Below are 21,827 nucleotides of genomic sequence, written 5' to 3'. Positions count from 1 at the left end.
AGTTAACCTCTTACAATCACGTTAAGTTGGGTGTTTTCGCTTGCGTATTGCATGGCGCTTTCTAGCAGTTCTGTTTTGTTTAATGGCTTGTCAGAACACTCGTAAGGCATATCGAGCAAACGGTATTTATTGATGCCGAGCGTGTGGTACGGCAGCAAGTGAAGTTCTTGGCAGCTCTCTAGTGAAGCCGCAAAATCGATGATGTCTTTCAACTCTTCGATGGTGTCATTGAACCCCGGCACAACGGGAACGCGAATCACAATGCGTTTCGCGATAGGTGCCAGTTTTCGGAAATTGTCTTTGATGCGTTTTAGTGAACCTTTCGCCCAACTAAGAAACTTTTCTTCATCGGTGTGTTTTAAATCTGCCAACCAACAATCGATATGCGGCGCGGCTTTTTCGACGTTCTTCCACGGCACATGCATGCACGATTCAATAGCGGTAGAGACTTGGTTGTCGTGCAGACGCTGCGCGAGTTCTGCTACCAAATCGGCTTGCATGAGTGGCTCACCACCGGAGAAAGTCACGCCACCTTGGCTTTGGTCGTAGAAAGGTTTGTCCTTCATTAAGGTGTCGAACAACATGTCTGATTTCGCCTCTTCACCGCAGACAGTCAGTGCTTGCGTAGGACAGACGTCTCGCAGCGCGATCAATTGGTCTTCTTTGATGGCTTTGCGATTGATGATGATCTGGTTGTCGATACGTTGAATACCATCACCCATCGTTTCACTACCCTCCGTGGTTAGAGTTGTGGCTTGATAAGCAGAAACGCACAGCTGGCAACCTTCCATACAGCTTCGCTGATCAAACAACAGTGAATGCTTTTCGCTGCGGCTTTCTGGGTTTTGACACCAAGGGCAAGACAAGCTGCATCCTTTAAGAAAAAGAATGGAACGAATGCCATCGCCATCATGGGTAGAGAATCGTTGGATATTGAAATACATCTCTGCTTGCCTCTTGGTCTGTGCTACCGCTGTGTACTTAATCCGTTTCTTACTGGTCAAGTCTTATCAGCGGCTTTTCTTTGTTCGAACTGAAAGCTTCATTTGAGCGTTTACAAGTTTCACTTAACTTTCATTTAATGAAATTATTATAGTTTCAAATGAAATTTCAATTGATCAAAATCAAGATCTCGTTCGATTGTCAGATCTATAGTGATCCCATCATCAAAACGAAGATTTTGTTTAAGGTAGAAACCATGATTGAACTTTATTTAGATACTGCTGATGTGGCAGAAGTAAAACGCTTTAACCAGTGCCTACCGCTAAAAGGCGTGACGACAAACCCAAGCATTTTGGCGAAGTCAAAACAGGGACTGAATGAAACCCTAGCAGGCATGCAAGAAGCACTTGGCGGTACACCTCGCTTTCACGCTCAAGTCGTGAGTTCAACCGTCGAAGGCATGGTGGCAGAAGCACGCCAATTGAATGAATTGCCTTACGATATGGTGGTAAAAGTGCCAGCAACAGAAACCGGCTTAGCGGCAATTAAGCTAATGAAAAAAGAGGGAATTCAGGTTCTTGCTACCGCTATCTATTCAGCTCAACAGGGTTTCCTTGCGGCACTGTGCGGTGCAGACTACCTAGCACCTTACGTAAACCGCATTGATGCGATGAACGGCAACGGTGTTGAAGTGGTCGCGGATCTTCAATTGTTGCTCGATCAAAACCAACTACCAGCGAAGATTTTGGCAGCCAGTTTCAAGAACACTCAACAAGCGATGGAAGTGATGAAACTGGGTATAGAAGCCATCACATTACCGACCGATGTGGCAGCACAAATGTTCACTCACCCAGCAGTAAAACCGGCGGTTGAGCAGTTCGATAAAGACTGGAAAGAGACGTTCGGCGATAAACTTTCATTTGAAAGCTAATTAAAAGTAGCAGCTAGATGTCTTAGTTAGGGTCTATTGAACTTTCATGGTTAAATTTTGTTCGAGATAAAAGCGTTTTAATCGCGGCGAGAGGTTTGCCGCCTAGTCATTCTAAGCAATTACCTCTCAACAAAGAGTAAAACGCTTTTAGCCGAACCCTTCGGGCAGCGTTTGTGGTTCATTTCTACTTCATTACCGGCTTATCAGTTACACCAACTACATTTCAAATGTCTCTGCCTCATATAAATTACCCACAAACAGCTGCAAAAATCAGCTTGAAAGCTCAATAGACCCTATTAATAAAGGGAATCTTAACTCACCCTGTGCGCCGGTGAGTTAAGATTCCCTTTTTGTATTTCATATAAAGAGGCGAGGTTTACAGCAGTTCTCTATTGGTCAGTGACCAAAGGTACACGCGCTTGAGTAAACTGATTTTGAGCCTCTTACGAATACCTCGTTTGGAATGGCGGATGCAGAGAATCGCAGGTGGATAGCGGACGTCTCTTCCATCATTTCGCTTGGCTGACCAGTGAGAATTGCTCGTTTAAACATCTTCATGATTCGCCTTTGCGCTTTCTTCTGCTTTCTTATTTCGTGCGTACCAGTCGACATTACGTGTAATGACCATAGTGAAGCTCAAAATCGCAAAACACAGTAATGTACCCATGACCAATGCGTAGCTCTCTGCTTGTAGCAAGCCAAATAGCAATCCGTAGAGAGTGAGCAAACACGCTCCGAACATCGCGCCGTGTTTGGTGTTGCTCAACATACCGCTCACGTACACACTTAAAAGCCCCGTCGATGCGACTGCCGACACCACATATGCCCAGTTAAAGCCCAGATGTTCACTCATCGAAATCAACAACAGATAGAAAAGCGCTAAAGCCAGACCAATAAAACCGTATTGCACAGGGTGAACCGGACGCGCTTGGAACAGCTCCAGCAAGAAGAAACTCGCAAATACTAATGTGATAACCAACAGTGAATAGTTCACAGCTCGGTGAGACTTCAAATAGTGATCAACGGGGTCAATCAAATCTACGCCCATTTGTCGCTGTTCAAGCTCGTGACAAGCGTGATTCGATGACAAACAGCTTTGGAACAGCTGCGCGATATTGGTTGAGAAGTTGTTGCTCGCCCATTGCGCGTTAAATCCATCTTCAGATACTTCTGATGACACCGGTAAGTAATCACCGATAAAGCTTGGATGCGCCCATGTTGAAGAGAGCTCCACTGTTGTTTGACTGCCAATTGGTGTGACTTGAAGCTGTCCCATCCCTTGTAGCAAGAAGTTAAGATCGAATACCAAAGGTTTTGCTGGGTTTAGGTCTGCAAGTGTCAGATCACTGTGGAAGCCTTGTGGTAACTGATTTAACCCCGTTCCCGGTGCGACTTCGATATCAGAGCTCGCCATGGTCATGTCATCCAAACGAATCAATCCACGGCTGTCTTCAATGCCAACGACTAGGCTCATGTTGTCAATATCAAGCCCCTGCAACGCCGCGAGTTCGTCTGCATCAAAAGTGCCTTTCAGTGCCACTTGTGCTTTGTATAAACGCGCGCGGTAAATGCCTCGGTACTTTTCAAAACTGTCCAGATTCGCGCTCATATCAAAAGTGCTAGGTAAAAGAAATTTACGACGCTCTTTAATCTGTACTTTGTCATCTCGGTAACTGGTTTCGGTGTAATTAACCATGATGAATGGACCAATGATGCGCTGTTCGCCGCTGCTGCTGCGTGCGATGTCGTTTCTGACTTCATCTTGGCGATATGAGCGTTCTGAGATCAGCCCTGTGACCATTGAAAGCGGGATTTGCAGTAAGACAAACAAAAACAGCACGAAGGCGAACTTCGTGCCGAGTTGGTTATTGAGGATCTTTTTCATGTTTCATTCTCCATTTGCTGATGGGAGTAATCTAAATCAGCAATTTGGAGAACGAATGGAGCTAATGTGGAGTTTCTATGGAGTTGGTAAAATCAGGGTCACTTTCACGCCAGCATCGACGTTTTCGACTTGCAACTGACCTTTGTGCAGCTTGATCACTTGCTCAACAAAATTAAGCCCGAGCCCAGTGCTCTTAACACCATTTTCCCGAGCGAGGGAGTAGAAGCGCTCGGTTAAACGAGGCATTGCATAGTCGGGAATGTGAGGACCTGAATTGAAAATCGACAGGCACACCTTTTCTTTCGTGACCTCAGTTTTCCATTCAATGCATCCCTCTGAATGAACAAAATCCAGCGCATTGTCCATCAGGTTAAAAACGGCTTGTTTCAGTAAGAAGGCATCACCAAGTACGGAGAGATGGTCATCAATTTGGATTTTGGCAGTGACCGACTTAGCACTCAAACGCGCATCCGCCGACTCAACCACTTCATTGACCATTTGTTCTAGCGAGATAGCTTCGACTTGCTCTAGCTCAGGGCGCTTTTCAAGACGAGCAAGTTCTAGCAACTTATCAATCAATGACTGCATGCGATCGCTCTCTCGCTCAATGTTGCCAGCAAAGCGCGCGACCTTTTCTTCAGGCAACGGCATTTGCAATATTTCACTCGCGCCTTTGATCGCTGATAACGGACTTTTCAGCTCATGAGTCAGCGTCTGTACGTACTCTTCCACATACTGCTTACCATCGAGCTGATTGCGCATTTTCTCTAATGCATCACTTAGCGTGCCGTACTCATAAAAGATACGAAATGTCGGCTTAGAGACCTTTTCACCTTCACCCATTTTGGTCGCGTAGTCTTCTAGCTTGTTCAGTGCTGAGTGAATTCGCCAAGCAAACAATGCCCCTGCCAATAGCACTAAACCACTCATCCACACCATCCAAAACAGCACATTGCGTTTAGAAAGATCGATGAAGGGTTGTACTGAGCGATTGGATTTTGCCACCGTCACGCTGCCAATAATTTCGCCTTTATGATAAATGGGCGCAGCAACGTGCATAACGGTTGAGAGCGGATCTTTCGGGTCTTCGATGGTACTGCGCGCGCCGTATTGACCACGCAACGTGAGATAAACATCGTTCCATTGCGAGTAGTCTTTGCCTACGTCTTGCTGCCAAGAATCCGCAATCACAATGCCTTGTTTATCGGTGATGTAAATTCGATGGTTAATCGCTTTTTTACCGATTTCCCAAATGCGCGCTTGAGGCTCTCGCTGTCCATAAGCCGTTAATAGTTTGGAGAAGCGACTCTCAGACAACTTGTCATTCGCGACGTCTTCTTCCGCCAATACCGCGAGTAAGTTCGCCATATCCACTAGCGTCTCTTCGGTGGTTTGGCGCACGGTTGGCTTAAGTTCTTGGACAACCGTTTTGCTCACCATGTAAGCCGTCATCCCGACTAAGATGAAGTAGAGAAAAAACAGTCTGAGTCCAAGCGGGATCTTCGGCCAGCGATTCATCATTCACCTTTAATGCAGTAAAAGTAACCAAAGCCACGTTTGGTACAGATGCGTTCAGACATCTCAAACGGCTTCAACTTATGGCGAATGGCTTTGATGTGGGTATCGATATTACGCTCGTATGCAGCTTCCGGCGCCATGTCTGCCGCGACCATGAGCTGCTCTCGGCTCAATACATTGGAAGAGACGGAAATCAGCTTATCGAGAATCTTAAATTCGACCGCAGTTAACCCAAGCATTTGCCCGCCAACACCGTAGTCAAAGTTTTGCGCAACCAAATCATGGCTCAATTGAGGTTGATCTGGAACAGCCACAGGCTCTGGTTTGTGCTCCATCATTGGCGCTTTAGCTTTGATTCTAAGTTTAATGCGAGCCAACATTTCACGCGGACTAAATGGCTTAGTCACGTAATCATCCGCGCCAATCTCCAAGCCGACTACACGGTCAATTTCATCGCTTCTTGCGGTGAGAAAGATAATGGGAATATCAGAAAACTCACGGATGGTTTTGCACAATTCAAAACCATTGCCATCCGGTAAGCCTACGTCTAACACAAGTAACGATGCTGAGTTATGCTGCAAAAAGGCCAAGCCCTCTCCTGCTGTTGCAAGCCACTCTGCGTGGTAGCCATCCATCTCTAATACATGAATCAGGTTCTCTGCGATAGCAGATTCATCCTCGATAATAAGGACGGTGGGTTGTTCGCTCAATGTCTTAGCCTCATTGACGGTGTTTATCTTTATGTTGGTATTATCACTTAATTTGGGGCCAAGGCTAGTGGATTGATGCAGCAAAGGCGCAGTTCGTGGATAATACTAATCAAACACACTTCTATTCAGCATAATAAATTTATCACTTAGATTAATGAGTCACCACAATTGTGAATACAATGATTTCAACCATTGATATGAACAGTGTTCATTTTAAACTCAAGTTATCAATTCGATTTTATTTAAAGGACAGTCACTGATGAAAAGAGCGCTAATCCCCCTGGCTTTACTGACTTTGCTCTCAGGTTGCGCCAGCATGTCTCCGGATGAGTGCAAAACGGCGAACTGGTACAACGTAGGTTATCAAGATGGCCGAGATGGCAACGATCCAAACATTATCAATAGCTATACCGAAGACTGTGGTGAAGCGGGTGTGACACCCGACCGAGCGAAATGGAAAGAAGGCTTTGATAAAGGCACTATCCTATATTGCTCACCAGACAATGGGTACACTGTCGGTATCGAAGGCAAAGAATATTACGGTGTATGCAGCAGCAAAGAGTTTATTGAGAACTACCAGTTAGGTCATCAAGAATATCAACGCCAGCAACGCATCCAACAAATCGATACTGAAATCTCGGTCATCGATAATCAGCTTGATGGCAATCCAGACAAAGATAATGCCAAGAGACTGAAAGAGAAGAGAAAGCGATTGGCTGACGAGCGTTCAAGCCTCTTGTCGCCAACCATCAACTTGAATCTGAATTTCTAAATCGATTGGATTTAGCTTCTAAAAATTCATGGCCCTAGCTCAGTTCTAGGGTCATGAATTGACTGTTCGGATCGAGTTCGTAATCCCCGAACGGCTCGCAGTACACAAAGCCATGCTTTTCATACAACAGGCGCGCTGGTTTAAAAAACTCCATCGAGCCCGTTTCTAAACTCAAGCGCTGCAAACCTTTTTGCTTCGCTTGCTCAATCACATGAATCAATAATTGAGATGCCACACCTTGGTTTCTTGCCGTAGGCGTGGTGCGCATGGATTTCAGCTCCGCGTGTTGGTCATCCAACTCTTTAATCGCCGCACACCCAAGCAGTTGCTCACCTTTCCATCCTGTCCAAAATGTCACTTCTGGCGCTTTGAGCTTATCTAAATCTAACGCATGCACGCTTTCTGGTGGTGACGTGGCGTACATGTCCTGTAAATGTCCTTCCAACAGCGCTATCACTTGCGGCCGTTCTAAATTGTCGATTTCAATCCTCATCTTTCCATCCTTGGTTTTTCCTAGCTAAAGCGGCTGTCTCATAATGTGTTGCGGTCCAACGGGGCCGCCGTGGTAAAGCTCATTGGTATCTTCAAACCCTGATTTTAAATAGCACTGATAAGCGGGTATGTTGCGGCAATTCACAGTGAGATAAAGCGCATCAAACTCGGGATAATGGCGTTTGGCGAAATCGGCAAACTGTTGAATGGCTTGCTTGGCGATACCTTTGCCTTGATGACGGTGATCCACCAGCAAAGCACGTACGCCTAAACTGTTTTTCGGGCAAAAATCGTATTTCTCGCTGTAAGCTGCATCAAATAGAAAAAAGCCAACCACGTCATCGTCTGCCAAAATCAGATGCGGAAGCTCTGTGGGTTCAAGACGTGTAAGCATTTCACCCACATCCGCGACCGTAAACTGCGATTGCTCTTCTAGAACGCTAAGTTCGCAAGTGTGTTCATGTCGCTCAGGCGAATACTTTTCAATAGTAATCATAATCTTCCTTGTTGTTTTTATGCTCGATTCATACAGGGTATGTCGTAAATAGAAATACCTAGTGTCGTATTTCCCACTCGCAGGCAAACGTTTAGCACTCTATTATCCTCGCCATTCGATAGAGAGGTTTCCATGTCCCGTTTTTTACTTTGTAGTTTTGCACTCGTTTTACTCTACCCTACTGCCATTGATTTGTATCTTGTTGGTTTGCCTCAAATTGCGTCAGATCTCAACGCCAGTGAGTCTCAGTTGCATATTGCGTTTTCGATCTATTTAGCTGGCATGGCTACCACCATGTTATTCGCGGGGAAAATTGCAGACTCTGTGGGACGAAAGCCTGTTGCCGTCGTCGGCGCGATGATCTTCGTGCTCGCGTCTTTTCTCGGCGGGATGGCTGAGCAACCAAACACTTTCTTGATTGCTCGCTTTTGCCAAGGCATCGGGGCTGGATCTTGCTATGTCGTCGCGTTCGCGATTTTACGCGACACATTAGACGATGAACGCCGCGCGAAAGTATTGTCGATGCTCAATGGCATCACCTGTATCATTCCAGTGATCGCACCCGTGATTGGTCACTTGATTATGCTGAAATTTCCTTGGCCGAGTTTGTTTACCACGATGGCAGGAATGGGCATTCTCGTCAGTGTATTGGCCATTTTTGTTCTCAAGGAATCACTACCCAGCCAACAAGGTGAAGAACAGACAACGCCAGAGAGCCATCAAGAGACTTTCTTCGAGCGATTTTTTATCAGTAGGCTGATCATTACTGCACTTGGAGTGACCACCATCCTGACCTTTGTTAACGCTTCACCAATTGTTGTGATGAGTATGCTTGGTTTTGATCGCGGTGGCTATTCTTCCATCATGGCGGGGACTGCGACGATCAGTATGTTGATTTCGTTCTCGGCGCCATTGGCATTGGGGATTTTCAAGCAGCGAACCTTAATGATGAGCTCTCAAGTATTGCTCGTTTGTTCAGCCATCGTGCTCAGTGCAGCCCATTTCCATGATGGACAACCTTTTTACTATGTGTTCGGACTTGGGCTGATTTGCGCAGGCTTCGCTTGTGGCTTTGGCGTGGCCATGAGCCAAGCGCTCAGCCCATTCTCTCAACAAGCTGGCGTGGCAAGCTCGTTACTGGGCATTGCTCAAGTTTGTAGTTCCGCGTTCTATATTTGGTTTATGGGTTTCATCGGCGTTACTGCACTGAATATGTTGGTGTTTATCTTAGTGCTAGGTAGCGTAATCAGCCTTGCTCTAATACTATTGATTCCAAAGCCTGTTCACGATACCCATTATGAAGAAATCCCTAGCGCGACTTGATTTAAACTTACTGTTCACTCTGCAATTATTGTTGCAAGAGCAAAGCGTCTCGAAAACCTCGAAAAAGCTGAACGTTACGCCCTCTACCGTAAGTAAGTCGCTCAACAAACTTCGTCATTGGTTCGATGATCCTTTGTTTGTCAAAACACCTAAAGGTCTTGCGCCAACGTCTTTGGCGCAAAGCATGGAGCAAGATCTTGCAGAATGGCTGCAAATTGGCAGCCAGATTGCAGAAAAACGCAGCGATATTACGCCTAAAGGAGTGCGTTTTGATATCACGATTGAGTCGCCATTAGTGCTCACAGTGCTGGACAGACTCATCGTCGCTATCCACCAGCGATACCCTGAAGCGAAAGTAAAAACCAGTAACTGGGATTACGATTCACTCGACGCCATCATTCGAGGCGAGGCGGATATCGGTTTTACCGGCCGAGAAAGTCACCCGAGATCGAAAGAGTCGTTGGATCTTCTGCCGTATTTCTTGGATTTTGAGATTCTATTTTTTGACCTGCCGATGGTGTATTTACATAAAGATCATCCGGCATTACAGCAAGAGTGGAATCTCGAGACCTTTCTGAGCTACCAACACATCAATATTGTTTGGGAAAAAAGTGAAACTTGGGCGTTGGATGAAGTATTAACGGAACTAGGGCTACAGCGCTCTATCGGGCTGACGATGTCCAACTTTGAGCAATCCCTTTTTATGGCAGCGCAGCCGACGCATGACATGATCACCACCGCGCCGCACTATTGCAAAAGTTACACAGAAAAGCTGCATCTCGATTTGGTGTGCTTGCCAATTCCATTAGACCAAGCTCAACAAGACAAGTTACTGATTCCATTTACCATGATTTGGCATAAACGCAATGCGTACAATCCCAAATTGCTATGGTTGAAAAACACCATTAAGTCATTGTACAAACAACCTTCCCAACCACAGTAAGACTCAGGCTAAGGTCAGGTTTTCTCTGGTTATTTTTAATGACTTTCTTGCTCTGATAGCTATAACTAATCACTTTATCAACTAATAAAAATGTTCTTTTGGATCTACACTAGCTGTTCATTTACACGCTAAGGATCAAGGATGTCGACCTTTTTACTCACTGCCATTGCAATGCTGGCGTTCGCTGCCAATTCATTATTGTGCCGACTTGCATTGGCCGAAGGGTTAATTGATGCAGGAAGCTTCACTCTCGTTCGATTGATATCTGGCGCTGTTATCTTAATCGCATTGCTTGTCGTGAGAGGTCAGTGGAAAACCGATCGGCCAACGTCTCGCTTTCGCTTTTTTGCTGGCGTGGCGTTATTTGGTTACGCTGCCCTTTTCTCTTTCGCGTACTTACAACTGGCGACAGGAACAGGTGCTTTGCTTTTGTTTGGTGCCGTGCAACTTACGTTACTGGCAATCTATTGGTGGCAAGGTGAGCGCTTTCAGTTTCTCGAAATCATCGGTATCGGCCTTTCAATTGTTGGATTTGTTTGGTTGATGTTGCCATCTGCCACGCGCCCCGATATTAGCTCTGCACTTCTCATGTTGATTTCTGGCGTTTGTTGGGCTGCGTTTACTGCGCTCGGTAAACAAGCGCCTTCTCCAAGTAGTGGAATCACGTGGGATTCATCGCAGCATCAATAATTGGCGTGCTCCTTTCGCCATTAATCTTGTCCTCAATCCACCTTTCTTTGAGCGGAGTGTTGCTCGCTATCGCATCTGGTGCCATTGCCTCTGGCCTTGGTTATACACTTTGGTACCAAGTCGTACGTAAGCTCTCTTTACTTCAAGCCGCCGTCAGCCAACTTTCCGTGCCAGCCATTGCTTTACTACTCGGCAGCATCGTACTCCACGAGCCTCTTTCACTGCATACTCTTTTAACCAGCGGCATCATTCTTGGTGGGATCGCTTTGGTTTTTTTATCTCGATCCAAAAAAACAAACGAACAATCGGCAAGCCGATAAAAAGTAATAACTTTCCCTCTCAAATACCCATTCATCATCTATGCTTTTTAAAGCAGTAAAGCTCATTGCAGATGGTACAAGTGGTCTGCTTTGGTACCAGGCGAAGAATATAAGGTGAGAATTGGCTCACACAATGCAGCGATTTTGTTTCAAAAGTGAGAATCATCACAGATCGCGAATTTGCTCGTTTTAGGCGTTTCACCAATAACGCCAAGGGCTAGCACGAGATCAAGCCAAATACGCACTTTTTGTTTTGACAAAGGGTTTACAAAGCACACTTTTTCACCCGCTATATTCCGCCCCCCGAATTTATTCAGAACAAGATTCTGATTATTCATATAAGAAATTCATCAACTTATAACGATAAGCCTGAGCAAACTTTGACACTATGAACGACAAAATAAAATTCGCTATTAAAGTATCGCTTAGCCTAACTCTGGCTTATCTGATCCCGTTTGCCATGGGTTGGCCGCAAGCATCGACGGCCGCAACCACAGTGATGCTGATTGCATCCACAGGCAGTCGTCGTGAATCCCTCGCCAAAGGTACCTTACGCGTGTTAGGTACATTGGTTGGTGCCGTGGTTGGCTTGTTACTGGTGGGGTTGTTTGCTCAAGACCGCTTGCTGTACATGCTGAGCGTGTCGGTTGTGGTCTCATTCATTTTTTACTTCCGTAATGCCTATCAAAAAGATCCTACGCTACTCATGCTGACCGGTGTGATGACGTTGATGATGTCCAATGGCGGTGACGCAGAAGGTGCGTTCCTTTATGGCGTTGACCGCGCCTATATGACGGTGTTTGGGGTGGTGGTTTACACACTCGTGGGAACTTTCTTATTCCCGACCAAAACAGAACAAAACCTAAGACAGCTCATCGAACAACTCAACCAAGCACAACGCGCGTTGTTCACCACTATCTTGCAAAATTTCGAGCAAAAATCGGCAGGGCGAATCTCTCCTCAAGAAGGCGGAGAAGAAAATCCAGAAGCGGAAGAGCCACAACCTAGCGTGGACACTCTCATCGAACAGATGTTTGCCGCTCAAAATGCGCTCGAACAGCGCTTTGCCACGGTCAGTGTGGAATGCAGCGACGTGTCCGCCTACATGAAAGAGTGGCGCTTGGCAGTTCATTTGAACAAACAGGTAACGCAACAATTGACCGTCGCGGCGCACAGCCACTTTAGCCACCAGCAAGACCGTGAAAGCATCAGCAACTTTGATCAAGCCGTGGCGGAAATTGACGCGCTATTTGATACCTGCCAACAAGTCTGGGACGAAAAAGAACCCGCTTATCGTGCTCAGGAATTCAAAGTCAAATACAACCAAGCGTTGCTTGAGGACGCAGCTCACCTAGAGAAAGGCTCTGCGCTTACGCTTGGTCACCTATTGGAACTGATGCATCAAAACTTGTCACGTTTAGCTGAGAGCATTAGCTGTATTGACTCTGTGACGAATAATGTCTCCTTTGACGTGCCACTGCCGAAACCGAAAGGCAAGTTTCTATGGTGGGACGCAGAAAACTTTAAAACTGCGGTCAAAACCTTTGTTACCTATTGGGTTGCAGGACTGATTTGGATTTACTTCAATCCACCAGGCGGCTACTCATTCGTGGTCTTCTCGACCATGTTTATGTCTTTGCTGTCGTTCGTGCCTGTGCACCCAATTTTGTTGCTTGTGCTGTTCACTTTCGGCTTCTTGTTCGCGGTACCTTCTTACGTCTTCATCCTTCCGCAATTGGATCTCGGATTAGAACTTGGCCTGTTTATCTTTATCTACACCTTTATCGGTTTTTATCTGTTTAACGGGCCAGTGACGATTTTCTATATGATTGGCTTGTTTGTTCTCGGTTTAGATAACAACATGTTCTATCACTTCGGGATCCTCATGACGATCATGCTGTTGTTTTACATGGTGGTGTTCATGATTATTTTCGCGCACTACTTCCCGTTTAGCTCACGACCAGAACACCTCTTTTTGACCATAAAAGAACGCTACTTCCGACATACCCGAGAGCTCTTCACTACCTATCAACAGCAGTCCAGCTCGGTTGTTACGCCGCTCAAACGGGCCTTGCACTTGGTGACGCTCAATGTCTCATCGAAAAAGCTCAAAGTGTGGGGTTCGAAAATCAACCACAAACACTTTGATAAAACCACGCCAGAAGCGATCGGCGCGTTTAGCAAAGCGTGTGATGTACTCAGTAATCACATCAACATCTTAATGGCCGCCGAGAAAAAGTTGATGACCAATCCACTAATTACTCAGCTTCGCCAACAGCACCGCGATTCCATCATTCCTTTGATGGCGGGCGCTTTAGCCAGCCATCAAGCAACACAAGAACTCGACTCCGTATTCGACCAATACAGTCAAGATTACCAAACATTCGAAGATAAACTGGAAGATTTTTTTAGTGAGTTGGATTTATCTGACTACGCTTATTCAGAGATAGCCGGTTTTTATATCTTGCTGAATTTAAAACGGAACGTGTTCGAAGCAATCAAGCATTGCAAGCAAACCTACGAGGATATCGATTGGGTGAACTTACAACAGAAGCGTTTTTAAAGGTGGGGATATGATGCTTCCAAAACTAACCAAACCAAGCCTCGCCATACTTTCTTTGCTCGGACTCAGTGCGTGTACCACGGTAGGACCAGATTATGTTCATCCAAAGCAGGCGCCACTGCCAAGTGACTGGTCGGTGCAAAAAGCAGCAGCCAAAGATACGCAGCAATCAGAGCAACAGCTACAACAATGGTGGCAGCAATTTAATGACTCGACTCTTAATCAGTTGGTTGAGTTGGCGAGCAAACAAAACCTCGATTTAGAAGCCGCAGGGCTACGAATTGTCCAAGCACGTTCATTGCTTGGTATTTCGACTGGCTTGCAATACCCACAAGTTCAAACCGTGTCAGGAAACCTAGCGCGTGCCTACGTAAATGATCAGGGCGTGAATAACGCCACTTTGTCGTCTGATGCTGCTTGGGAAATGGATGTTTGGGGCAAGTATGCTCGCGGTATTGAGTCGGCAGAAGCGGGTTACTACGCATCCATCGCATCGTATCACGACATCATGGTCACCATAACCGCCGAAGTGGCGCGCAATTACATCAACTATCGCACATTCCAAGAACGTATTTTGCTGTCTCGCCGCAATATCGAGATTCAAGAGCGTGTCGTACGTATTACTCAGGTGCAGTTCGACTCTGGCAACGTTACAGAATTGGACGTTCAACAAGCTAAAAACCAACTCTACACCACCAAAGCAGCGTTACCGAGCCTCGAAGTGGCAATGAAGCAATCACGTACTGTGTTGGCTTTGCTACTGGGTCTGTTACCAGAAGAAGTAGATGGACTGCTACAGTCGGATGGGATGCACAAGCAAATCGCTGAGTACGAAGCCCAGTTCAAATCAACGGGCAGAAAATCGGCGCTATCGGGCACCGACGAGCGCTCCATTGTGCCACGTCCACCGCTTTTGGATACGCAAGTGGATGCTAACTTAGTGATGCGACGTCCGGATTTGCAAGTCTCTGAGATGCAAGCTCGCGCGCAAAGTGCGCAGATTGGCGTGGCAGAAACCGCTCTGTACCCAAGCTTTTCGTTGATCGGTTCCATCGGTATCGACAGTACGGTTCCCGATGGCAGCAGTTTCAGTTTTAGCGATTCGCTCACCATGGTGGTTGGCCCAACGTTCAGTTGGAACATTTTCCAATACGGACGCGTGAAAAATAACATTCGTTTCGAAGATGCTCGCTTCCAAGAAACGCTGACGAACTACAACAAAAAGGTACTAAAAGCCGTTAATGAAGTCACCAATGCAATCGAAGCATATGACCTGTATTTGCAGCAAAAAGATTTACGCTTGCAATCGGTCAACTCTTCCATTCGTGCGTTCAACATATCCATGACACAGTACGAAAACGGACAAATTTCATTCGAACGTCTGCTTAACTCGGTAGAAAAAATGACCCGCGCAGAAGACAGCTACGCAACGATCAAAGGTAATGTTGCGAACCAAGTTGTCGCGCTCTACAAAGCCCTCGGTGGAGGCTGGCAAACCCAAACAGGCAAACCTTTCATCAGTGAATCGATTGCCACGCAGATGACAGAGCGCACTGACTGGGGAAGTTATTTAAATGAAGAAAACCGCGTATTGCCGCCTTTGCGACTCGAAACTCCGGCTGAGACCAGTGATGAAAACAAAACGGAGGATCGGTAATGCCTCATGAACTCTCTTGGGGAGACGTTTACTTTTCTCCTACGCTACTCGTGCTCTTTCTCGCCGTCACGGCCACGTGGATAACGGTGATGATATTGAACAAGACACGTTTGTCTCGCTTCATCGCTTTTCCGTCTCTGACGTTTATTGCCATCATGGTCGGTTATGTGGTGGCCATCGACAGCTTTTATATTCAATTTTAGGTGCCAAACAAGATGAAAAAACTATTCGTAATCGCACTCAATCTTGTCATTCTTGGTGGCGCAGCTTGGCTCGGCTATCAAAAGTTTGAGGAATACTTTAATAACCCATGGACACGAGATGGACAAGTGCGTGCTAACGTCATCAAAGTGGCTCCTCGCGTATCAGGCCCAATTGTAAATGTCGCGGTGCAAGACAACCAAGAAGTAAAAACGGGGGATTTACTGTTTGAAATCGACCCTGCGACTTACCAGGTTGCGTTATCTCAAGCCGAAGTAGCACTGGAGCGCTCCATTGTTAGCTCTCGCGGTAAAAAAATCGAATATGACCGCTTAAAAGACATTCGTGCCAAAGACCGTGGCGCAGTTTCTCACAAGGATCTGATTCGTCGTGAAATCGCTTACGAAGAATCGCTACTGCAAATCAAATCTGCAGAAGAACAACTAAAATCAGCACGCCTTAACCTCAGCTTTACCAAAGTTTATGCGACCGTCGATGGTTTTGTATCTAACCTCGATATTAGAAACGGTACGCAAGCGGTCGCAAACCAACCACTGCTCGCACTGATCGACAAAAACAGCTTTTGGGTATTTGGTTTCTTCCGTGAAAACCAACTTGCGCAAATCGAACCTGGCAGCCAAGCGCGTGTCACTTTGATGTCTCACCCAGGCACGCCAATAGACGCGACGGTTGACTCGATTGGTTGGGGTATTGCGCCCAAAGACGGCACGGTCGGCTACAACCTTCTTCCAAACGTAAACCCTGTTTTTCAGTGGATTCGCCTAGCACAACGTATTCCGGTGCGAATCTCCCTACAAGAACTTCCTGAAGATGTTGATCTTCGATTCGGGCTTTCTGCGTCCATCATGGTGATGAAAGAGTCATCCGCAGAAAGTGAACAATAACTAAGTGAGAAGAGCCATGGTCATTGGTAAAAACCTCAAAAATATTAATGAAGAAAACAACTTCTTCTATCTAACCTTAGCACTAGTGATTTTGTTGCTAGGGAGTGCGATGGCACAAGTCGTAGGTGAAGGGACGATTGAACACATACTTCAGGCTTTCACGGTTCTGACGTTTATCGTCTGTTTTGCGAGCCTTCGCTTTGACAAAACCTGGTCTCGTTTCCTCTATAGCCTGTTTGGTGTTTGGGTTCTTGTGATTGTGATCAAGACCGTTTTCGACATCAGAGAGATGAATGTGGTGATGCTTGCCCTTACCTTTGCGTTCTTTTTCGGCACTTTTAAATCCATCGCAAGACAGATTCTTTTCACCGGCCATGTCAACAGCAACAAAGTCATTGGCTCGGTCGCGCTTTTCTTGCTGCTTGGTCTGATGTGGGCGATTGCCTACCTCATTCTGCTTGAGTTTTCGCCTGAAGCCTTTACCGGTATGGAAGCGATTTCTTGGGGGCAGAACTTCTCCAATGCAGCGTATTTCAGTTTCGTTACCTTAACCACGCTCGGTTATGGCGACATTAGTCCTCTAACACCACTGGCTCAAGTCGTGGTGTATTTAGAGGCCATCACAGGTGTTTTTTATATGGCGATTGTTGTTTCAAGTCTCGTCAGTTCTAACATTGATCATCAGGTAAACAAAAATGGATAAACAATCGGTAAAAATCGACAGTAAGCTTTTCATCAGTAATATGGTGGAATCGGCAATACGCATTGGCTTGATCTTTGTCTTGCTGATGTTTACGTACGACATCATCAAACCCTTCATCCTTCCGGTTATTTGGGGCGCTATTATAGCCGTCGCTTTAATGCCGCTTACCCAAAAATTGCAGCGTGTATATGGTGGTCGCAGAGGTCTGGCAGCCACAACCATTGCTTTACTTGGTATTGCCCTCCTTGTCACGCCACTTGTTATGGTATCAGGCTCCATTGTGGATGGTGCAACGCACGCGCTTGAAGTACTACAAAATGGACAAGTGAAAATACCAGGGCCAAAACCTTCCGTAGCGGATTGGCCTATCGTGGGTGATAAGCTCTACGAAGTGTGGACCCTATTCGCTACTAATCTTGAGCAAGCGATTCAAACCTTTATGCCACAAATAAAGGCAGGACTCACATCTTTACTGGGTACACTTGGGGGCGTATTGGGAAGTTTACTGCTTTCAATCTTGTCACTTGCGATTGCAGCAGGTTTCATGACGTACTCTGAATCTGCAGCATCAGGCCTAAGAACCATCGCGATTCGAACCGCTGGTGAAAACGCAAAAAGCTGGACCACGCTTATCGCTGCGACAATTAAAAGCGTACTGCTTGGCGTAGTCGGTGTAGCGGCGATTCAAGCACTGTTGATCGGTGCTGGTTTCTTCGTATTTGGCGTTCCCGCAGCAGGTTTACTCACACTGCTTCTAATGATCTTGTGTATCGCTCAGCTCCCGGCGTTGCTCGCTGTGCTACCTGTGATTGGCTTCATGTACATGACCCAAGACACCTCAACAGCAACCATGTTTACTGTTTGGGTCGTAGTTGCTGCTCTTTCTGAAAACCTGTTCAAACCAATGTTAATGGGACGTGGCGTCGACGTGCCAATGCCTGTGATTCTGCTCGGTGCCATCGGTGGTATGCTTTTCTACGGCATCGTTGGTCTGTTCTTAGGTGCCGTTATCCTAGCAATTTGGTATGAGTTATTTGTTTGGTGGTTGAGCATTGAGAAAGCACAACAGCAAGAAGAAATGGCAGAACAACAAGACGCTTCTGATGACCAATCAGAACCTGGACACGGTGCTGGCATTTAATAAATCAATAAGTTAGAAAGAAATTTAATCCATAACTTATGATATCAAACCGCTGCATTTCAGCGGTTTGATTCTATTTGGATCACAGTTTCGTCGTAATAAATGCGATAAAAATGACGTTCTTGTTAAATTTTCATACTTATTACACTTGGGAGTTGCAATCGGGCAATGAACGATGCACTCTCGATGACCACTAATTTGCTTAGGATAAAAACAATGAAATTGATCAAGCCTTTAACTTGTGCGCTTGCTCTCGCAATGAGTGGCATGGCATTCGCAGATGTAACCGTGAGTGTTCCTGACAACGTTTCAGTATTAGCGGCTAACGGTGAAAAAGCAGATCTTTCGGGTGGTTTTTTCGCCTCTGAAAGAACACTGACGTTACCTGATGGCCTTAACCAAGTCGTATTTCGTTTCGCCCCTTACTTCAACCAAGGTAATGACCGTTTAAGTGTTGAAAGCGATGTTATCGTTACACGATTTGACGCGACCAATGCCGAACTCACTCTACAAATGCCAGAATACCGCAACCTACGTGATGCGGAAGAGAAGATCAAAGACTTAGATTGGAAACTGGTTGATGATTCTGGCAACGCAATCGCGGTTGACCAAGACAAGTTGCTCAAACCGGGTATGCAAATCGGTCGTGATTACGTACGTGAAATCGAAGATTATAACCAAGCTGGCGGTGCAGCAGCCGTGGCTTTTGCTGGCGCAGCAACCATGCAGCCAGTCACGCTTCCTGCAAAGGTTCCTGCGGATATGAAGCAAGTGAGAGCAACTGCGGTTAAAGCGGATTCGACAGCTGAAGAGATGCTGCACTTCTGGTACCAAAAAGCAGACGCAGAAACCAAAGCTCGCTTTAAGAAATATGTTAATCAACAGTAAATCTGGTTAACTTTATCGATATTAAAAAAGCCACTTCACGTGGCTTTTTTGATCAAAAATTAGGAAGCTTGGACAACTTTAGTATTGGCGATCAAGTCATGCAACAATCGTCGCTCCGGATGAAAGAACAACAATGCCAAATTTACCAACGGGATCCCCGGAATGAGCATCTCCAGCAAGTAGCTAATAACAAGCCTTAACCCTGCTGTAACTTTCGTTGCCTTACTATCATTTTTCATTACAACTTTAATACCAATCATGCGCATACCAATGGTTTGCCCATGACTCAATGGATTCCAGTTGATCATTAAAACCGTTGGTAAAGAAAGCAAGTAAAACGCCTGAGTTTCACGAACAAGCGTGAGGTTATCTGCTAAAGAGAGCTGAAAGTCGTTAAGAAAAGAGTTAATACTCAATGCGATGATTAACACGACCACCATCGCAAAGAGCAGGTCGATAAAACCAGCAATGATTCTCTGTTGCTTGCTCGCGATAAAAGCATACATGGACTTCAGTCACCTCAATGTAATTGGTTAAGCGAGAATGACTGAGTGTACAGACGCGCAATGGTGAGCGCAGTTTAGGTATTGCCAACATAATATTCAACTAAGAACATACTAAATCGCGATCGTATCTCAAAAGTAATCATTACATCTTGAGCATAACCGTATCAATTTAACAAAACGCTACCAGTAACGTTCGTAAATGATATTTCCCCCAGTTTGATGGCGATACTTTTCCAAGCCTAGCTCTTGTAAAACGGGCACGGTATCTTTGATCATTTGTGGATTCCCACACATCATGACAAAGCTACGCTGAGCTGAGAATGGCGCATCAGCGGCGTTGGACAGTAAACCCGATTCGATGAGTTCAGGAATTCGGCCTTGTAATTTACCGTCAACCACTTCCCTGCTGACTATCGGTATATACTTTAATCTGCCTTCATATCGTTGCTGAAGCTGTTCAATAAGGTATTTATAAACCAGATCTTTTTCGAAACGAACGGCATGAACCAGCACAATGCGCTCATTGTGAGGCGGTAGGTTTATATCATCCAGCAGCGATAAAAACGGCCCAATCCCCGTACCTGTAGATAGCAGCCACAGGTCATGAGCCTGTTTAGGAATAGAATCATGGATTAAATCGCCATGTGCGGTGGTACCGACATAAATGCTATCACCAGATTTAAGCTTTTGGAGCCGTGGAGAAAGTTGTCCTTGAGGGTCGGCTACTATTAGAAATTCCAACCAATCGAATTGCTCGCTTGGCGCATTAACCACAGAGTAAGCACGGCTGATCGGCTTACCTTCATCATCAAGCAAAGCAAGCTTGGTGAATTGGCCAGCTTTAAAGGAAAGAGGCGCGCCAGATATTCTCAAACTGAACAGCTCACCTGTCCAATCAATGCGTTTCTCAACTCTTGCGAGGTTGAAACCTTTGAGTTCAATCATGAGACACCTCCTATCTGGTTACTCTTAGTTAAACTTACGCCTTCAACTCGATTATGTAAAGTTTCTAGTTTACATAATCAAACCACTATTTCATTTCACATTTTGAAAACAATTTTATTACATATCAAATGATTACATCTAGAATAAATGCTCAAAGTGATAAGTCGCGTCGCAATTTGTGGCAAAGCAGATGAAAAAGGAGCAATAAAAATGGACACAATGTTAAAGGACTTTCCCGTTATCACAGAGATAAAAGTCGCATGGGGTGAAATGGATGCTCTGCAACATGTTAATAACGTGGTCTATTTTCGCTACTTTGAGACCGCACGTTTAGATTACTTCAACAAAATTAACCTGCTGGTCGACCTGCAGACCTCGCAAATTGGGCCAGTACTGAGCGAGACTCAATGCCGCTACAAATTGCCTGTTACTTACCCAGACACGCTATTAGTCGGTTCTCGCGTAATCGACATGCAAGAAGATCGCATCACGATGGAGTACCAAGTGCTGAGTAAGAAGTGGGGTAAAATTGCGACCATCGCGACCGCCACTGGTGTGATGTTTGATTTTAAGAACAACGTTAAAGCTGCGATTCCAGATCACGTTCGCCAGTCGATTTTAGACTTGGAAGGAACCGTGGGTAGTACGCATCATTTGGAGTAGTAAGAAATGAGAGATTAAAGGCGAGGTTCCCGACAGCGATTCTTCATCGCTGTCGGGAATAACGTATGGCTAATCTTCCAACCTACGCGATAAGAGAACTAGCGTCATTCTAGCGAGCCAAGGCGAGACTAAGAATCTACTTACCGCTTGCTGCAGGCCTATATGACCATCCGGAATTTCGCTTTAGACGTAACAGTAGAGCGACTCTTTCAGCCCACGCGATAAGAAAAGCTACGTCATTCTAACGAGCCAAAGCGAGACTAAGAATCTACTTGCTGCTTGCTGCAGACCATAGAGCTATGAATAAACTCAATACAATCTGAGGGTAGATTCTGAATCACGCTCGTTCCTCGCGGTTCAGAATGACGGTTCGAGTTTGGCTCTGACCTCTACAAAACCATCTAAAAAAGCGATTCCAGACAAGCCTAAGTGACCATCCGAAATCTCGCTTGAGACGCATCAGCAGCGCGACTCTTCCAGCCTACGCGATAAGAAAAGCTGCGTCATTCTAGCGAGCCATAGCGAGACTAAGAATCTACTTACCGCTTGCTGCAGGCCATAGAGCTATGAATAAACTCAATACAATCTGAGGGTAGATTCTGAATCACGCTCGTTCCTCGCGGTTCAGAATGA

At 45.8% G+C, this 21,827-nt stretch carries 21 protein-coding genes and 1 pseudogene; 13 read left to right on the top strand and 9 right to left on the bottom strand.

Annotated elements, in window-relative coordinates; genetic code table 11:
• Positions 1–2: 2 nt before the first annotated feature.
• Positions 3–944, bottom strand: a complete 942-nt coding sequence (locus R8N49_RS17760) for a glycyl-radical enzyme activating protein (RefSeq protein ID WP_182016675.1) — start codon at positions 942–944, stop codon at positions 3–5.
• Positions 945–1,198: 254 nt separating this feature from the next.
• Between R8N49_RS17760 and R8N49_RS17755 the strand changes: the two genes are divergently transcribed.
• Positions 1,199–1,873, top strand: coding sequence for a fructose-6-phosphate aldolase (locus tag R8N49_RS17755; protein WP_213879410.1), 675 nt, complete (start codon positions 1,199–1,201; stop codon positions 1,871–1,873).
• Positions 1,874–2,269: 396 nt separating this feature from the next.
• On the opposite strand, the gene R8N49_RS31035 is transcribed toward R8N49_RS17755, so the two are convergent.
• From R8N49_RS31035 to R8N49_RS17735, 4 genes are all read right to left on the bottom strand, one after another.
• The gene (locus R8N49_RS31035) at positions 2,270–2,431 is read right to left on the bottom strand and encodes a hypothetical protein (RefSeq protein WP_230818680.1); all 162 of its coding nucleotides are present in this window, start codon (positions 2,429–2,431) and stop codon (positions 2,270–2,272) included.
• Complete coding sequence (creD, locus tag R8N49_RS17745; protein WP_213879408.1) at positions 2,418–3,758, bottom strand: cell envelope integrity protein CreD; 1,341 nt, start codon at positions 3,756–3,758, stop codon at positions 2,418–2,420. Before creD ends, R8N49_RS31035 begins: the two co-directional genes overlap by 14 nt.
• A 75-nt stretch (positions 3,759–3,833) precedes the next feature.
• Positions 3,834–5,276, bottom strand: coding sequence for a two-component system sensor histidine kinase CreC (creC, locus tag R8N49_RS17740; RefSeq protein WP_258489191.1), 1,443 nt, complete (start codon positions 5,274–5,276; stop codon positions 3,834–3,836).
• Entirely contained in the window at positions 5,276–5,986 is a 711-nt protein-coding gene (locus R8N49_RS17735; protein ID WP_186585085.1) for a response regulator, read from the bottom strand. Before R8N49_RS17735 ends, creC begins: the two co-directional genes overlap by 1 nt.
• 259 nt (positions 5,987–6,245) lie before the next feature.
• On the opposite strand from R8N49_RS17735, the gene R8N49_RS17730 reads away from it, so the two are divergent.
• The gene (locus R8N49_RS17730; RefSeq protein WP_258489176.1) at positions 6,246–6,758 is read left to right on the top strand and encodes a DUF2799 domain-containing protein; all 513 of its coding nucleotides are present in this window, start codon (positions 6,246–6,248) and stop codon (positions 6,756–6,758) included.
• A gap of 34 nt (positions 6,759–6,792) precedes the next feature.
• Here R8N49_RS17730 and R8N49_RS17725 read toward each other — a convergent pair whose 3' ends face one another.
• Together R8N49_RS17725 and R8N49_RS17720 are read right to left on the bottom strand one after the other, a co-directional pair.
• Positions 6,793–7,251, bottom strand: a complete 459-nt coding sequence (locus R8N49_RS17725) for a GNAT family N-acetyltransferase (protein ID WP_005386911.1) — start codon at positions 7,249–7,251, stop codon at positions 6,793–6,795.
• Positions 7,252–7,275: 24 nt separating this feature from the next.
• The gene (locus tag R8N49_RS17720; RefSeq protein ID WP_017820545.1) at positions 7,276–7,746 is read right to left on the bottom strand and encodes a GNAT family N-acetyltransferase; all 471 of its coding nucleotides are present in this window, start codon (positions 7,744–7,746) and stop codon (positions 7,276–7,278) included.
• Positions 7,747–7,878: 132 nt separating this feature from the next.
• Here R8N49_RS17720 and R8N49_RS17715 point away from each other — a divergent pair, with 132 nt between their 5' ends.
• The 10 genes and pseudogenes from R8N49_RS17715 (at position 7,879) to R8N49_RS17670 (ending at position 19,080) form a co-directional block, all read left to right on the top strand.
• On the top strand, positions 7,879–9,069 hold the full coding sequence (locus R8N49_RS17715; RefSeq protein ID WP_138939454.1) for an MFS transporter: 1,191 nt from the start codon (positions 7,879–7,881) through the stop codon (positions 9,067–9,069).
• The gene (yidZ, locus tag R8N49_RS17710; RefSeq protein ID WP_042521700.1) at positions 9,044–10,012 is read left to right on the top strand and encodes an HTH-type transcriptional regulator YidZ; all 969 of its coding nucleotides are present in this window, start codon (positions 9,044–9,046) and stop codon (positions 10,010–10,012) included. The genes R8N49_RS17715 and yidZ overlap by 26 nt, the downstream gene beginning before the upstream one ends.
• 141 nt (positions 10,013–10,153) lie before the next feature.
• Positions 10,154–11,022 (top strand): annotated as a pseudogene (locus R8N49_RS17705) (DMT family transporter).
• Positions 11,023–11,410: 388 nt separating this feature from the next.
• A complete protein-coding gene (locus tag R8N49_RS17700; RefSeq protein WP_186585081.1) occupies positions 11,411–13,585 on the top strand; it encodes an FUSC family protein in 2,175 nt (724 codons plus the stop codon).
• A 10-nt stretch (positions 13,586–13,595) separates the two neighbouring features.
• On the top strand, positions 13,596–15,242 hold the full coding sequence (locus tag R8N49_RS17695) for a TolC family protein (protein WP_318190030.1): 1,647 nt from the start codon (positions 13,596–13,598) through the stop codon (positions 15,240–15,242).
• On the top strand, positions 15,242–15,445 hold the full coding sequence (locus tag R8N49_RS17690) for a DUF1656 domain-containing protein (RefSeq protein ID WP_005374946.1): 204 nt from the start codon (positions 15,242–15,244) through the stop codon (positions 15,443–15,445). Before R8N49_RS17695 ends, R8N49_RS17690 begins: the two co-directional genes overlap by 1 nt.
• Before the next feature lie 12 nt (positions 15,446–15,457).
• Positions 15,458–16,348 carry an HlyD family secretion protein gene (locus R8N49_RS17685; RefSeq protein WP_132936268.1) on the top strand — a complete coding sequence of 297 codons (891 nt, stop codon included), beginning with the start codon at positions 15,458–15,460 and terminating at the stop codon, positions 16,346–16,348.
• A gap of 16 nt (positions 16,349–16,364) precedes the next feature.
• A complete protein-coding gene (locus R8N49_RS17680; protein ID WP_017634413.1) occupies positions 16,365–17,051 on the top strand; it encodes a potassium channel family protein in 687 nt (228 codons plus the stop codon).
• On the top strand, positions 17,044–18,192 hold the full coding sequence (locus tag R8N49_RS17675; protein WP_005386936.1) for an AI-2E family transporter: 1,149 nt from the start codon (positions 17,044–17,046) through the stop codon (positions 18,190–18,192). The genes R8N49_RS17680 and R8N49_RS17675 overlap by 8 nt, the downstream gene beginning before the upstream one ends.
• Before the next feature lie 216 nt (positions 18,193–18,408).
• The gene (locus R8N49_RS17670; protein ID WP_017634411.1) at positions 18,409–19,080 is read left to right on the top strand and encodes a DUF2057 domain-containing protein; all 672 of its coding nucleotides are present in this window, start codon (positions 18,409–18,411) and stop codon (positions 19,078–19,080) included.
• Between the two features lie 59 nt (positions 19,081–19,139).
• Here R8N49_RS17670 and R8N49_RS17665 read toward each other — a convergent pair whose 3' ends face one another.
• Entirely contained in the window at positions 19,140–19,586 is a 447-nt protein-coding gene (locus R8N49_RS17665) for an RDD family protein (protein WP_132936267.1), read from the bottom strand.
• A gap of 180 nt (positions 19,587–19,766) precedes the next feature.
• Positions 19,767–20,531, bottom strand: a complete 765-nt coding sequence (locus R8N49_RS17660; protein WP_017820554.1) for a ferredoxin--NADP reductase — start codon at positions 20,529–20,531, stop codon at positions 19,767–19,769.
• A 210-nt stretch (positions 20,532–20,741) separates the two neighbouring features.
• Between R8N49_RS17660 and R8N49_RS17655 the strand changes: the two genes are divergently transcribed.
• On the top strand, positions 20,742–21,194 hold the full coding sequence (locus R8N49_RS17655; protein WP_318190029.1) for a thioesterase family protein: 453 nt from the start codon (positions 20,742–20,744) through the stop codon (positions 21,192–21,194).
• Positions 21,195–21,827 lie beyond the last annotated feature (633 nt).

Source organism: Vibrio sp. 1978 (genome assembly GCF_033344345.1).
This window is presented reverse-complemented; position numbering and strand designations above follow the sequence as displayed.